This window comes from Cernens ardua, from assembly GCF_051251085.1.
Lineage (GTDB): Bacteria > Pseudomonadota > Gammaproteobacteria > Pseudomonadales > Halomonadaceae > Cernens > Cernens ardua.
In genome coordinates this window covers 384,676-399,511 of the sequence record NZ_JBPCZH010000001.1, presented here as the reverse complement: position 1 = coordinate 399,511, position 14,836 = coordinate 384,676, and the positions used below count along the sequence as shown (strand labels likewise).

Genomic DNA, 14,836 nt, shown 5'->3' with positions numbered 1-14,836 from the left:
TAAAAAACGGTGGTCCTGTTAAATGCAGGCCACCGTTTTTATTAGGCCGGTCTATAAAGAGATCGACTTTTTGTGCCCATGATCAATGACGGAAGTGACGCATACCCGTGAAGACCATGGCTATATTCGCCTCATTTGCAGCGGCAATGATTTCATCATCGCGAATTGAACCGCCGGGCTGGATAATGGCTGTAATACCAGCCTCAGCCGCATTGTCGATACCGTCACGGAAGGGGAAAAAGGCGTCACTGGCCATGACGGAGCCCGGTACTTCCAGTCCCGCTTTTTCTGCCTTGATGCCGGCGATACGCGCTGAGTTGACTCGGCTCATTTGACCAGCGCCTACACCAATAGTCTGCTCGTTTTTCGCATATACAATCGCGTTGGACTTGACGAATTTGGCTACGCGCCAGGCAAACAGCATGTCATTGATTTCTTGCTCTGTAGGGGCCCGTTTGGTCACAATTTGCAGGTCATCTGCGGTAATCATGCCGTTGTCCCGGCTTTGTACCAATAGCCCACCATTTACGCGTTTGTAATCCCAGTAGAAAGAACGTTGCGGTCCCCATGTGCCAGACGCCAAAAGACGAACATTTTTCTTCGCTGAAATTGCCTGAATAGCGTCTTCACTGATGGTAGGGGCAATAATGACTTCGACGAACTGGCGCTCCACAATGGCAGACGCCGTTTTGGCATCCAGCTCACGGTTGAATGCAATAATTCCGCCAAATGCAGATTCAGGATCAGTGGCAAAGGCGTGCTGATACGCTTCGAAAATGCCTCCCTTGCCTTCGGGAACCTCGGCAACACCACAAGGGTTGGCATGTTTGACGATTACGCAGGCCGGTTGTGTAAAGGATTTTACACACTCCAATGCAGCATCTGTATCAGCCACGTTATTGTAGGAAAGTGCCTTGCCTTGCAATTGTTTTGCAGTGGAAACAGAACCTTCGCCTGCCGTGGTATCCACATAAAAGGCGGCTTGCTGATGCGGGTTTTCACCATAGCGCATGTCTTCCCGCTTGTTAAAGCGCTCACCCCAGGTTCTGGGGAAGGGGGTCTGTTCTTTTTCCACCTTGCGCCCAAGGTAAGCAGCAATAGCGCTATCGTAAGCAGCGGTATGTTCGAATGCTTTTACTGCAAGATCAAATCGAGTGGTGTCATCGACGCTATTCCCATGAGCATCCATAGCCTCAATAACACGTGAATAATCACCGCTATCGACCACAATGGTAGTATATGCATGATTTTTGGCGCATGAACGAACCATGGTCGGGCCGCCGATATCAATATTCTCGATAGCCTCTTCGAGTGTACACTCAGGATTGGCTACGGTTTTTTCAAAGGGATAGAGGTTAACCACAACCATATCAATAGGACCAATCTCATGGGCTTCCATGACACTGTCATCCTGCCCACGACGCCCCAAAATCCCCCCATGGATTTTAGGGTGTAATGTCTTGACCCGACCATCCATGATTTCAGGAAAACCAGTGTAGTCAGAGACTTCACGTACACGAATACCTTCCTTGTTCAGTAGCGCGAAGGTGCCTCCAGTGGAAAGAATCTCGACATCTCTTTCATCCAGAGCACGGGCGAGCTCTACGATACCGGTCTTGTCCGAAACACTGATCAGCGCGCGACGTATGGGAGTGGTTGTCATCTTGATGCTAAATCCGAAGTAGGGGGTGAGTTTGTTGGTTATGTGTTAGTGCGTTATAGAAGACCGTACTGCTTCAGTTTTTTTCTCAACGTGCCACGGTTCAGCCCAAGCATCTGTGCGGCTGTCGTTTGATTGCCTCTGACATATTTCATGACGCTTTCAAGCAGGGGAGCTTCCACTTCACTCAGTACCATTTGGTATAGGTCGGAGACATTTTCCCCTTCAAGATGATTGAAATAGCGTGTCATCGTCAGTGCCACTGTTTCACGTAGCGTCAGACATTCGCAGTTCTCGGCTGAGCTTACAGTGTTGGCGAGTGAGGCATCATGTTGTGTTTCGTTGGATAGCGAAGAGTTATGTTGATTCATTATACGTGTATTCCGTCGAGCGCTGTGTTGCTCGAAGTGTTGTCAAAAAACTGTTCCAGGCAGGCAAGTTGATCATCGCAGCTTTCAAGGGAATTAAAACGCTTGCGTGCTTCCTGTCCATCCTTCAGGGTCGCCAGATACCAGGCGATATGTTTGCGTGCCACGCGTACTCCCATGTATTCACCATAATGCTCATATAGCGCATTCAAGTGTGCCCGCATGGTACGGCGACGTTCTTCCAGTGTAGGAGGAGCCAGCTGCTCTCCATAGGTCAGAAAATGCTGAATCTGAGCGAAAATCCATGGATTACCCTGGGCTGCACGGCCAATCATCAGCCCATCCGCTTTTGTATAGGCAAGGACTTGCGCTGCCTTTTCCGCCGAGTCAATATCGCCATTGGCGATAACGGGGATGGAGACTGACGCTTTGATGGCTCGCATGGTGTCGTATTCAGCTTCCCCATTAAATTTTTGTTCACGGGTTCTGCCATGTACTGAAATGGCTTGTATTCCCAATGACTCCGCCAGCTGCGCAATACGAATGCCATTACGTTGGTCATCGCTCCAACCGGTTCTTATCTTGAGTGTCACGGGGATATCAACAGCCCCGACTACAGCCTCAAGAATTTCACCTACCAACGGTTCATCCCTTAGCAATGCAGAGCCTGCTGCCTTGTTACACACCTTTTTTGCCGGGCACCCCATGTTGATATCGATGATTTCGGCACCGTGTTCGACATTGGCTTTGGCGGCGTCAGCCAATAGCTGGGCGTCTCCACCAGCGATCTGAACAATACGAGGGCCTGATTCACCGCGATGATCCATCCGAAGACGCGACTTGGGTGTATGCCACAAGGTTCGGTCAGCGGTCAGCATTTCGGCAACGGCCATCCCTGCTCCGAGTTGGCGACACAGTTGCCGGAACGGTCGGTCTGTTACTCCCGCCATGGGGGCGAGAACAAGCCGGTTTTCGAAGTGGTGATGACCAATGCGCAAGGGAGAATCGTTAATTACGTGCATGGGCCCGATTTGTCAGACTGAAAGGAGGCTAATGATAGCCTCCTTGAGGTGTGAGTTGAAGTCGAAAAGTTTAAATTGATCGAAAATTGTACAATTCGTGATAAGTCGGGCAAAGTCTTGTTACACATTCATGCCTATTGAGTATCGTGCTCATCGTGAAAATATCATGTGCGATGACCGTTAATGCGTACCCAGCCATCCAGGGTTTCGACATGATCAATGTTAAGGCCCTGAGCCTGATACGCCTCTTCGAGGCCTTCTGCCTGATTGGCCAGAATGCCCGAGAGGGCAAATTGGCCGCCTGGGGGAATGTACGAAGCGAGTAGGGGAGCCAGTTCAACCAAGGGGCCCGCAAGAATATTGGCAACCACAATGTCATAATCCGTGCGAGTGGGTGCCTGTGCCTGCTCAGCCAGGGCGAGGGTTAACCGATCCTCACTGATGCCGTTTCGCTCTGCGTTGTCACGGCTGGCGAGCAGGGCCTGAGGGTCGATATCGACACCATGCGCAACGCTTGCACCCAGCTTGAGTGCTGCAATGGCCAGAATACCTGAACCACATCCATAATCGAGCACGCGTGTGTTATCGAGATGCCCCTCAACAGATAGTGTATCCAGCCATTGCAGGCAGAGCGCTGTGGTAGGATGAGTGCCTGTACCAAAAGCGAGCCCCGGATCAAGCATCAGATTGACGGCCTCGGGTTCAGGGGCGTCTGTCCAGCTCGGCACGATCCAGAGTTTTTGGCCCATTTTCAGCGGTTCAAAACCGTCCATCCACTCACGGCTCCAGTCTCGATCCTGCAGGATTTCGTACTCGATTTCCGGACATGGCGTTTCGGTTTCGACGGATGCCCATTCGGCACGAACACGTTCGAGCATACTTTCAATACCTTCCAGGTCATCGTACAAACCAGTCAGAATGGTTTCTGCCCACAAGGGGGTGGTACCAATATCCGGCTCATACAAGGGGCGATCTTCGGCATCTTCCAGCGTGATGGCTTGAGCGCCCTGATCCAAAAGAAGCGATTCCAGCAGTTCAGCCTGAGAAGGGGCAATGCGCGCTTTAAGCTGTAACCATGCCATGCCTGGGCTCTCCATATGAATGCAATAAAGTAAAGTGTGTGTGGGATGAGCGAGTCCAGCTATCGAAATGATAGCCTGCCTCTCTTTCCGGAAAAGCTCATCAGGGATGGGCCTTTCATACAGAAAAATGGATTTCGTTGGCGGTTACGCCATACCTTTAAAAGAAAAGGGACTCGAATGATCGAATCCCTTATTGCCAATAATACCGATGCTCGTAATGGGGCGGCTCTCATAATGGCTTTCTCAAAAGCTCACAAGAGCCTGATTTAACCGAGATTGAATAAAACTCAGTTAATCCCCAGTTTATGTTCGAGGTAGTGGATATTGACGCCTCCCTTGGAGAAGGCTTCATCACGAACCAGATCCTGCTGAAGTTCGATATTGGTCTTGATACCTTCGACCAGTAGCTCATCCAACGCGTTACGCATACGCATAAGGGCGCTGTCACGATCTTCACCATGAGTGATCAGCTTGCCAATCAATGAATCATAGTTCGGTGGAACGGTATAGCCCGTGTAAAGATGCGAATCCATACGTACACCGATACCGCCGGGTGCATGATAGAAGTCAATTTTACCGGGTGATGGCATGAAGGTACGCGCATCTTCCGCATTGATACGACACTCGAAAGAGTGGCCGTTCAATTGAACATCTTCCTGCGTGATGGACAGGGGCAGGCCGGAAGCAATACGCAACTGCTCCTTGACGATATCCACACCGGTGACCATTTCGGTAACAGGGTGTTCTACCTGTACACGTGTATTCATCTCGATGAAGAAGTATTCACCATTTTCGTACAGGAATTCGAATGTCCCCGCGCCACGATAGCCGATTTCAATACAGGCATCGACGCATGACTTCAATACAGCTGCACGTGCTTCTTCATTCAGATGCGGCGCAGGTGCTTCTTCGAGTACTTTCTGATGGCGACGCTGAAGTGAGCAGTCACGGTCATAAAGATGCACCGCGTGGCCCTGACCATCAGCCAATACCTGAACTTCCACGTGGCGTGGGCGTTCAAGGAATTTCTCCATGTAAACCACACCGGAACCGAATGCTGCATTGGCTTCCGTTTTGGTGATGGCCACGGCATCATTGAGCTCTTTGGCAGAATGAACGACGCGCATGCCGCGTCCACCGCCACCCGCTGCTGCCTTGATGATAACCGGATAGCCAATACGCTCGGCAATTGCCAGCTGGGTTTCTTCATCATCGGGCAGTGGGCCATCGGAACCGGGAACAGTGGGGACACCGGCTTTCTTCATGGCTTCAATGGCAGAGACTTTGTCACCCATCAGGCGGATAACGTCTGCGGTTGGTCCCACAAAGGTGAAGCCTGAGCGTTCAACCTGTTCGGCAAAGTCAGCGTTCTCGGACAGGAAGCCGTAACCCGGGTGAATGGCCTGGGCATCGGTGACCTCAGCAGCTGAGATAAGTGCCGGAATGTTCAGATAGGATGCAGGCGATGGCGCAGGGCCAATGCAGACAGCTTCATCAGCAAGGCGCACGTGAATCAGATCACGGTCTGCCTTGGAGTGAGCCGCTACGGTTTTGATACCCAGCTCTTTGCAGGCTCGAAGAATACGTAATGCTATTTCGCCGCGGTTGGCGATCAACACCTTTTGTAACATGAGGGTTCTCGTTGGCAAAGTGAGAAGAAGAATTAACCGATAATAACCAGAGGCTGGTCATATTCGACCGGTTCACCGTCTTCCACCAGAATGGCTTCGATGACACCATCCTTGTCGGCTTCAATCTGGTTCATCATCTTCATTGCTTCAACGATGCAGACCGTATCGCCTTTCTTCACGGTTTGACCGACTTCGGCAAACACTTTGGCGCCTGGTGCAGGTGCGCGGTAGAAGGTACCTACCATGGGAGAAGTAACCTGATGTCCGGCAGGTGCATCGGGCGCCTTGGGTGCTTCGGCAGGTTCACCAGCAGCAGGTGTCGGTGCCTGAGGAATGCCACCTGCGTAGTAAGTGGCTGGGGCCATGGGCGCTTGTGCAGCCTGACCGCTGGTGAAGTTACGACTGATGCGGACAGACTCTTCGCCTTCCTGGATCTCGATTTCGCTAATGTTGGATTCTTCAAGAAGCTCAATCAGTTTTTTTACTTTGCGAATATCCATGGAATTCCTGTGAAGTAATACCAATAAAGAGGGCTGGAAAGATAAAAACGCTTTACTACGCCTCCATATCATCAGGAGAAGTGAAAAACGTGATCCAGCGCATTGAAAAAATGGGCAGAAATTGAGCAGACGTTGATAACGGTTATGAAAAACGCTGTTAACCGGTAGAGAATCTAACAGGATACCAGCACGTTGCTGGACGTTTGCTTAAATTGCCACTGTCGGCGCAGTTTGCCGAAAAAAAAGACAGCTGTCCAGTGTCAGGCATGTATAAATCGCGTATAAACCATGAAAGGTGGAAGCTTTATGTGTCTAAAAACGCGTTATTGACGCTAACTACCTTGTTGCATGCCATTTTGGACCCGGGTTAACACCGAAAGAAATTGTTGCGATGAAGGTTCACCTTGCAATCTCAAGGAGGGGAGTTCATTGCCATCTACAAAAAAGAGAATGCTGGGAGGTCCAAAAAGGTGATATTGCATTAAAAGTGAACGTGCATCGGTATTGTTTCGAGTCATGTCAAAACGCACCAGAGTGAATCGTGCAAGTTGTTTGGCGATGATGTCCTTCGGAAATAACTCGGCTTCCATACGCTTGCAACTGACACACCAATCTGCATAGAGATCGAGCATCAGGGGGCGATGTTGTTCCCTGGCCTGCTTTTGCAGCTCATGCAATTCAGCAAGTGTCGTAATTGTGGTGAAATGCGGTGCCTGTGGCAGAGTGTTCTGTTCCGTTGCCACGGAAGCCGATGTTGGCATAGCGTTGTCATGAGTAGGTAACGTTGACGTTTCCTGTAACGAAGGGGCAGGGTGTGACGTAAGCGCTAGGGGCCTCACCGCTGTCCCTTTTCCTGTTGCCAGCCCAATCACGCAGGTGCTTCCCCAGATAATCAATATGAGCGCGGCCGCCCGAAGTGCCATCGGGGCCGAAGATTGGAAGGCGCCCAGCATAAGGCCGGCCATTAGCGCCAGCCAGCCTTCCAGAAGGAGGACCAGTTGATTGGGCAGCCAGGCGCTGACGAGCCAGAGTGCAACACCTAACAGAATGACAGCACTTAGATGACGGACTCGTTCCATCCAGGCGCCCCTCTGCGGAAGAATGCCGGAACCGAACACACACACGAGTATCAGCGGGATTCCCATACCGAGCGCAAGGACGAAGAGAGAGAGCCCGCCTGCAACTGCATTGCCAGTCGTTGATATATAGGTGAGTACTCCAGCCAGTGGTGCTGACAGGCACGGGCTGATAATCAATGTCGATAATGCACCGGCAATTACCAGACCTAATGGCCCCAATTGCCTGAATTTTTCCTCTAACCTACCGGCTTTTTGTCCTATGCCTAGAGTCGGTAAACGAATCCATTCCAGCGTGAAAAAGGCCAAAAGGACAAACAGACCTGCGAAGGGTACGACAACCCATGGGGATTGCAGACGTGCCTGCAGGTTAAGACCGGCGCCTACCAGGCCGATAACCATCCCCACCAGTGTATACATGACAACCATGCCGCCGACATAACAAAGCGATAACCAAAGCGAGCGGCGCATGGTATTGGATTGACCAACGACCAACGCTGCAACAATGGGAAGCATGGGCAGTACACAAGGGGTGAATACCAGCCCGATGCCCGCGATGAAAAGAATACCCAATTGCCAGACGGTAACCGTTGCCCTGTCACCTGATTGAATTGCGGGTGAGGGTTGAGTGGGGGCTGTTAGAGGTGAATCGATGCTCTCCCTGGAGTGAGTAGTATCATCCGATGGTGCCTGTTGGAGGGGCAGTGCCGCCTCGTGAGACAACGTATTCTGTTGAACTTCCAGAGTCTTGTGCTCAGGGGGATAGCACAACCCCGCATCTGCACACCCCTGATAGGCAAGAACAATATGAGGGGCTGTAGATCGTGATTGGGTCTGAATAATAGGTACACTGAATAGTAGACGATGACGATAGACCTGTACCTTTCCCATAAAACGATCCTGTTTGATGATGCCCTGGGGAAGTGTCAGTGCGCCTAAGGTGAGTTTGTTGTCAGGGCTACTCACTTGGATACGATGGCGGTACAGGTAATAGCCCGGGTGTATGTTGATAAGAACCCAAACCCGATCTTTTTCCTGCCAGACATGGGGTTGAAAAGCCGTGTCTACTGGAAGGAAATGATGTTGCTGAGTATCCATGAAAAGAGATGACTGAGATGCGCCCTGCGGCGACACATAGTTCATGTTTCCCTGAACAGGATGTTCCTGCTGAAACGTGAAGGACCATGCTGTCGAGCACAATGTGATGAGGGTAGTTAATAACAGCGCAAGGAAAATAGGATAACGCATGAATGGCTCTCATCTACCTGTGGTCATCGCCTGCTGGGAGCAGCGCATGGGGACCACTCGCTGAATATATCAGCTAACATGATTTCCCCGGCGAAAATCACTCTTTTTGCAAGACTGGCTCTGTGGCTGAATATTCAACCGTCAGCGTCCGAGATTGATGCTTTCATACAAGGACGATGAAAGGAATCAGTATATATGAATAACGCCCGAAGATTGGACTCTTCAGGCGTTAAAGGGTTCACAGCTAAATGGGTTTTGCTGCCACTTCATGCTTTATGGATAGGATGATTGAGCACTTTGCCTCATCAACAACGTAAAACGATGAAGTAAGGTGTGAACCCATAGGACTAATACCTGATTTATGTCAGTAATCAGTCCTGATTTTCACTTTTATAAGCAGCCACTGCCTTGCTGATGATCTGGTGGGCTTCATCAATATCCCCCCAACCTTCAACCTTGACCCATTTGCCTTTTTCAAGATCCTTGTAGTTCTCGAAGAAGTGAGCAATCTGTTGACGAAGCAGTTCAGGGAGGTCACTGATTTTCTGTACGTCATCATATTGCTTGGTGAGTTTGGTATGAGGTACACACACCAGTTTGGCATCATCGCCTGCTTCATCGCTCATGCGTAGAACGCCTACGGGGCGTGCACGAATGACGCTACCGGGTTCAACCGGATAAGGGGTAACTACCAATGCATCCGCAGGGTCACCATCATCAGCCAGTGTCTGCGAGATGTAGCCGTAGTTGGCCGGGTAGAACATGGGGGTGGATAAAAAGCGATCCACCATCAGGCAGTCAAATTCCTTGTCAACTTCGTATTTGATAGGTGAATGATTGGCAGGAATTTCAATGACTACATAAATATCTTCAGGAACGTTCTTCCCGGCAACAATACTATTAAAGCTCATGTTAGGGCCTTGAATCGTTAACTTTATCGAGGTTTGTAGAGTATACGAAGTCAAGTGGGTTTTTAACAACTGTTCATTCTGTTTTCGTCATAATTTTATTGCGATGCACACCTCTCCCTTTCAATTAATCCGATGAGTCAAGCTATTGTCTGCTTGATTTTTATTCTCAAAGGCATCCTGAGGCAGCGCCTTATTGAAGAGTCATGTTACCCTTGCAGCATTGGAAACAGGATTTGAAACCATCGTTTATTCAGGGCGCATTACATGCACATTCATGTTGTTGGCATTTGTGGTACTTTCATGGGCAGCCTGGCCTTGCTGGTGCGGGCTCAAGGGCACAGGGTGACTGGTTCGGATGCCAATGTGTATCCGCCCATGAGTACTTTGTTGGAAGAACAGGGCATTGCGTTGATGGATGGCTTCAGCGCTGAGAATCTCCAGCCGACTCCTGATCTCGTCGTGATCGGTAATGCCATGAAGCGTGGCAATCCTGAAGTGGAAGCGGTGTTGAATCAACGCCTCCGCTATATCAGTGGCCCCCAGTTGTTACGTGAAACAGTATTGGGAAAACGCACGGTTCTGGCCGTTGCAGGAACGCATGGAAAAACCACGACCGTCAGTATGCTCTCGTGGATACTTGAGTATGCAGGCCTCAACCCCGGTTTCCTGATCGGTGGTGTACCGGGTAACTTCGATGTGTCGGCTAGATTGGGAGATGAAACTGCGCCTTTTGTTGTTGAAGCCGATGAATACGATAGCGCTTTCTTCGATAAGCGCTCCAAATTTGTTCATTACCGGCCCGATGTTGCTGTGTTGAATAATCTTGAGTTTGATCATGCGGATATCTTCGATAATCTGGCAGCGATTGAGCGTCAATTCCATCATATGGTACGTACAATTCCTCAACAGGGAAATGTGTTGGTGGCCTCTGGTGTTCCTTCCCTAAAGCGTGTTATCGAAATGGGTGTCTGGACGCCGGTTGCCTATTTTGGTTCGGATGAAGGCGCAGATTGGCGCGTTATTCCTCAGAGTCATGATGGCCGTCGCTTTCAATTGATGTCTCCCAAGGGTGAGTCTGTCGACATCCAGTGGGAATTAAGTGGCCGCCATAATCAACACAATGCATTGGCCGCAGCGGCTGCCGCCCATGCGGTAGGGGTTCCTCTGGTGACGGTGGGTGAGGCATTGGAGCGCTTCAAAACGCCTCGGCGTCGGCAGGAAATTCGTGGGGTCGTCAATCGGATTACTGTTATTGACGATTTTGCACATCATCCCACTGCGATTACTCAAACGCTCGAGGGGCTTCGTGCGCAAGATGACAATGGGCGTTTACTGGCTGTAATCGAGCCTCGCTCCAATACAATGAAGCTGGGTACCATGCAGGCCACTTTGGCTGTTTCTGTTGAAAGTGCCGACCTTGCATACTGGTATCAACCACAAGGGCTGGATTGGTCTATTGCGCAGGCCGTTGAGCAAGGGAATACCCCTTCTCAGGTGTTTGATTCAATCGATGCGCTGGTGAATACATTGGTGGATACGGCTGTACCCGAAGATCGTATTGTCGTAATGAGTAATGGTAGTTTTGAGGGAATTCACGAGCGGTTGATCCAGGCATTGCAAGCTAAATATGGCGCCTAGCGGTTTGAGGTTCAGTCCACCTCAGTATGTTTCAGGCTGATTTTTCGGCTTTTTCACGTATTTTGTCCTGGCCTGATCTCTATCGGATTCCATGGCAGTACACAAGGCAACGGTGCCGAGCATTATACCGCTGCCTTGCCCTTCTTGATCCTTTGAGTGTATGACCGTTCCAGATATTTCAGTTTTTTTCTGCTGGGCAACGTCGTTATGGATCTCGTTATAAATTCAGTTATGAGAGTGCCTGACAGTGAAACAGAAGGGATTCAATGAATAGGTAAAAAGATGACGCGTAGTGCGCAAACAAGAATCGACAGCACCAGCAAGATGCGCCAATGTGCCCATGAAACGCGTTGTCGTGTGAAGAATGGATAGCTGACACGTACACCTGCACACATTATGATCCCCAAAAGGGCGCCGCCAATCAGGTCGCTAGCCCAATGAACACCAAAAGCGAGGCGTGAAAGGGCGACCAGCATGCAAAGGAGCGTGGCTGCCCAGTAAGGCCAGTTTCGATAACGAATGGGGATACGGTCAGCCACACAACTGGCGGCCAAGCCAAATACCAGTACTGAAATGGACGTGTGTGCGCTGGGGTAAGACCATGAGTGCTGTAGCCAGGTGGTATCGTTCGGACGTGCTCGTGCCACCAGATGTTTGATGCCTGTGTTGAAGATAAACAACAATACAACCGCACTGACCCAGTGGATAAACAGGGCGTAGTAACGTTTATACAACCACCATACCAGCCAGGGTAACATCAATGCAGCCATGCCCCACCTGTCGGCGATTTTGTCCACAATGGCACCGTAGATATGGGGCCAGTGGTAAGCCGCTAGTTCCGAGAACAGGTTCTGGCTTCTAATATCAATTGGCAGCGGATGTTGTTTGTGGGCTTCTACAATCAGCGTCCAGATGATAAATACCGCAATGCTGATGAAAAATAGAATGAAAGGGCCTACAGGTGGATGCCGGTGATTGGAAATCTTTTGCATGCGTCGCCACCAGCGCCGGCTACAGGGGTGTTGCTTCATCCACTTGAGAATGCCCCGATAGCCAGCGCCACCACGTGCGAATATAGAGCGTAGCCACGAAAAAGTGAGTAGGGCAAGCAGGGCGATGAAGGTAAATTCTATCAGCCACATGACGGTGCCCTGCGAAAGCTTATAGCTCTCTTTCCAGGCTTGCCCCAGGTAGTAACCGGGCAATACATATAACAGTGCCCAACCCACTGCCGAGATGATATTGACGATGGTGAAGCGCCGAGCCGGCATGGCCATCATTCCGGCTATCATCGGTACCAACGGTCGGACCGGGCCCACGAAACGACCTAAAAGAACGGAAAGCGCACCATGTTTACTGAAGAAGGTTTGCCCGCGTTCAAGCCAGTCAGGGTGTTTGCTTAAAGGCCACAAATTGGGGATTTTGTTGGATTGGCTTTTTCCCAACCAATAGCTGAGGCCATCACCCAGTATGGCACCCAGCGAGGCGAAGGTAATGACCAACGGTACGGAGAGCTGGATTGTGCCGGCGAGTGACGCGACCATGGCCATCATGACTGTGCCGGGCATGAAAAGCCCGATGACTGCAATGGACTCCAGGGCTGCAAACAGACAGGTTACTGCCAGCAGGACCCATGGATATTGGGTCAGGATGTCTGTCCAGCTTGCCAAATTCATCTAACCACTACTCCTTAACCTACCTTGCTCCATTGCTTCATTGCCAAGTAGCCACATTTCAAGAGAATGTATCATGGCTTGCTATTATCTACACTATTCATTGCAAACTGGATGACTATTGCTGGGAGGATGATCTCCCGGCGCTGACACGAAGGGCGCCTTTGGCATTGAGGTCCTCGGTTCTGTTAAAAGGCAAAACCGATAGCCACTTTTCCTCGCAAGGTAGCTTTTCTGCCCAACGTAGCTTTTCTGCCCAACATAGCTTTTTTGCCCAACGTACCTTTTCTATCCCAAGCACATGGCAGTGGGGTGGTATCCCGCGAGGTACGGATGATGTTCGTGGGCTCTTCATTTTCCTTTACCCTGATTCCCCTGATTTTCCTGGTTCTCCATTATGCCTGATACCTTATTCCCTCTTTATAAAAGTGCCAGACAAAATAATAATGCTGGCGTGTGAAGGTACTCTTTTTCAAGGGGTAGGTATAGTTAGGGCTATAATACTCGTTGACAGGTTGGAGGGGACCACAATGCCATTTACTATATGTATAAAGGATCCATGTATAAAGGATCGGCATTGTAACGTCTTGAACGCGTAGCGTCCTTCATTATTGAGGACATTCACTCTATTATGCACGATTCTACGCAGGTTTGATCAAGAGCCACAGATTCAATTCAGGCAAAGCAAACTCAGTGGAAACAAGTTCAGTAAAATAAAGGTAGATACCGGTGGATAAAACTGCAATCGCTGAGTACATGCAGAGTGTCGGGCGCCAGGCTCGGCAAGCTTCCCGTGTGTTGGCCACCGCGACGAGTGAACAGAAAAACAGGGCATTAGCATGCATTGCTGCCCAGCTGGAGCGTTCACGAACACGCTTGCTCGAGGCCAATCAACTGGATATGGGCGCAGCCAGGGGACGCGGTCTTGATGACGCCATGACGGACAGGCTTGCATTAACTGATGAGCGCATCACTAAAATGATCAATGGCTTGGAAACCGTGGCTCAGCTTCCCGATCCTGTGGGCGAAATTTCACGCATGAGCCAACGGACCAATGGTCTCAAGATCGGTAAAATGCGCGTTCCTATCGGGGTCATCGGGATTATTTTCGAATCACGCCCGAACGTCACTATCGATGCGGCAGCCCTCTGTTTGAAAGCGGGAAACGCCTGTATATTACGTGGTGGTTCCGAGGCACATCATTCAATCCGTGTCATTGGAGAATGTATTGCCGCCGGGCTTGAAGAGGCGGGATTGCCCATACATGCCGTTCAGATTGTTGCGACCACTGATCGTGCGGCGGTGGGTGTCATGGTGACGATGAGTGACTGGATTGATTTGATCATCCCACGAGGGGGTCGTTCACTGATCGAACGCGTTAGTGCTGAGGCCCGCATTCCTGTACTGAAACATCTGGATGGGAATTGCCACATTTTTGTCGACCGTGACGCGGATCTGGCTATGGCGAGTAGCGCTGTGGTGAATGCCAAAACGTATCGTTACGGTATCTGTGGTGCGTTGGAATCCCTGTTGGTTGATCGTGCGATTGCGGCAAAATGGTTGCCCACGATTGCTAATCAGCTGGCGGTACGAGGGGTTGAGCTACGTGGCTGTGAAGAAGCGCTGAAATGGATGCCTGAGGCTGTTCCGGCCACACATGAAGACTGGCAAACCGAATATCTGGGGCCCATTCTTTCAGTACGTGTTGTCGAAGGCGTTGATGAGGCGATTGCCCATATCAATGAATATGGTTCTCATCATACCGACAGTATCATGACGGAACATCTTGGACACGCGCAGAAATTTCTGGCCACGGTGGATTCCAGCTCTGTTATGGTCAATGCCCCCACTTGTTTTGCGGATGGCGCAGAATATGGGTTAGGCGCCGAAATTGGCATTTCCACGGATAAACTGCATGCACGAGGCCCGGTAGGCCTGGAAGGATTGACCACAGAAAAGTATATCGTTCTGGGGAATGGGCAATTACGAGGTGATTAGCGTCGGCCCAGATGATGATTTATATACAC

Annotated in this window: 12 protein-coding genes; 3 read left to right on the top strand and 9 right to left on the bottom strand. The window is 50.4% G+C overall.

Annotation, left to right across the window (positions count from 1 at the left end):
• Nucleotides 1-82: 82 nt before the first annotated feature.
• The 4 genes from purH to prmA all read right to left on the bottom strand — a co-directional run bounded on the left by purH (nucleotide 83) and on the right by prmA (nucleotide 4,132).
• Nucleotides 83-1,663, bottom strand: a complete 1,581-nt coding sequence (purH, locus tag LMG33818_RS01790) for a bifunctional phosphoribosylaminoimidazolecarboxamide formyltransferase/IMP cyclohydrolase (RefSeq protein ID WP_442321640.1) — start codon at nucleotides 1,661-1,663, stop codon at nucleotides 83-85.
• A gap of 53 nt (nucleotides 1,664-1,716) precedes the next feature.
• Nucleotides 1,717-2,031: a DNA-binding transcriptional regulator Fis gene (fis, locus tag LMG33818_RS01785; protein WP_442321639.1), complete on the bottom strand. Its 315-nt coding sequence runs from the start codon at nucleotides 2,029-2,031 to the stop codon at nucleotides 1,717-1,719.
• On the bottom strand, nucleotides 2,031-3,050 hold the full coding sequence (dusB, locus tag LMG33818_RS01780; protein WP_442321638.1) for a tRNA dihydrouridine synthase DusB: 1,020 nt from the start codon (nucleotides 3,048-3,050) through the stop codon (nucleotides 2,031-2,033). The genes fis and dusB overlap by 1 nt, the downstream gene beginning before the upstream one ends.
• A gap of 164 nt (nucleotides 3,051-3,214) precedes the next feature.
• Nucleotides 3,215-4,132, bottom strand: coding sequence for a 50S ribosomal protein L11 methyltransferase (gene prmA, locus LMG33818_RS01775; protein ID WP_442321637.1), 918 nt, complete (start codon nucleotides 4,130-4,132; stop codon nucleotides 3,215-3,217).
• 45 nt (nucleotides 4,133-4,177) lie between these two features.
• Between prmA and LMG33818_RS01770 the strand changes: the two genes are divergently transcribed.
• On the top strand, nucleotides 4,178-4,402 hold the full coding sequence (locus tag LMG33818_RS01770) for a hypothetical protein (RefSeq protein ID WP_442321636.1): 225 nt from the start codon (nucleotides 4,178-4,180) through the stop codon (nucleotides 4,400-4,402).
• 17 nt (nucleotides 4,403-4,419) lie between these two features.
• Here LMG33818_RS01770 and accC read toward each other — a convergent pair whose 3' ends face one another.
• From accC to ppa, 4 genes are all read right to left on the bottom strand, one after another.
• On the bottom strand, nucleotides 4,420-5,763 hold the full coding sequence (gene accC / locus LMG33818_RS01765) for an acetyl-CoA carboxylase biotin carboxylase subunit (protein WP_442321635.1): 1,344 nt from the start codon (nucleotides 5,761-5,763) through the stop codon (nucleotides 4,420-4,422).
• A 32-nt stretch (nucleotides 5,764-5,795) separates the two neighbouring features.
• Complete coding sequence (accB, locus tag LMG33818_RS01760) at nucleotides 5,796-6,263, bottom strand: acetyl-CoA carboxylase biotin carboxyl carrier protein (RefSeq protein ID WP_442321634.1); 468 nt, start codon at nucleotides 6,261-6,263, stop codon at nucleotides 5,796-5,798.
• 332 nt (nucleotides 6,264-6,595) lie between these two features.
• On the bottom strand, nucleotides 6,596-8,587 hold the full coding sequence (dsbD, locus tag LMG33818_RS01755) for a protein-disulfide reductase DsbD (RefSeq protein WP_442321633.1): 1,992 nt from the start codon (nucleotides 8,585-8,587) through the stop codon (nucleotides 6,596-6,598).
• Nucleotides 8,588-8,958: 371 nt separating this feature from the next.
• The gene (ppa, locus tag LMG33818_RS01750) at nucleotides 8,959-9,498 is read right to left on the bottom strand and encodes an inorganic diphosphatase (RefSeq protein ID WP_442321632.1); all 540 of its coding nucleotides are present in this window, start codon (nucleotides 9,496-9,498) and stop codon (nucleotides 8,959-8,961) included.
• A 264-nt stretch (nucleotides 9,499-9,762) separates the two neighbouring features.
• Between ppa and mpl the strand changes: the two genes are divergently transcribed.
• The gene (gene mpl / locus LMG33818_RS01745) at nucleotides 9,763-11,136 is read left to right on the top strand and encodes a UDP-N-acetylmuramate:L-alanyl-gamma-D-glutamyl-meso-diaminopimelate ligase (protein ID WP_442321631.1); all 1,374 of its coding nucleotides are present in this window, start codon (nucleotides 9,763-9,765) and stop codon (nucleotides 11,134-11,136) included.
• Between the two features lie 263 nt (nucleotides 11,137-11,399).
• Here mpl and LMG33818_RS01740 read toward each other — a convergent pair whose 3' ends face one another.
• Entirely contained in the window at nucleotides 11,400-12,812 is a 1,413-nt protein-coding gene (locus tag LMG33818_RS01740; RefSeq protein ID WP_442321630.1) for a bifunctional DedA family/phosphatase PAP2 family protein, read from the bottom strand.
• Nucleotides 12,813-13,565: 753 nt separating this feature from the next.
• Between LMG33818_RS01740 and LMG33818_RS01735 the strand changes: the two genes are divergently transcribed.
• A complete protein-coding gene (locus tag LMG33818_RS01735; RefSeq protein WP_442322166.1) occupies nucleotides 13,566-14,807 on the top strand; it encodes a glutamate-5-semialdehyde dehydrogenase in 1,242 nt (413 codons plus the stop codon).
• Nucleotides 14,808-14,836 lie beyond the last annotated feature (29 nt).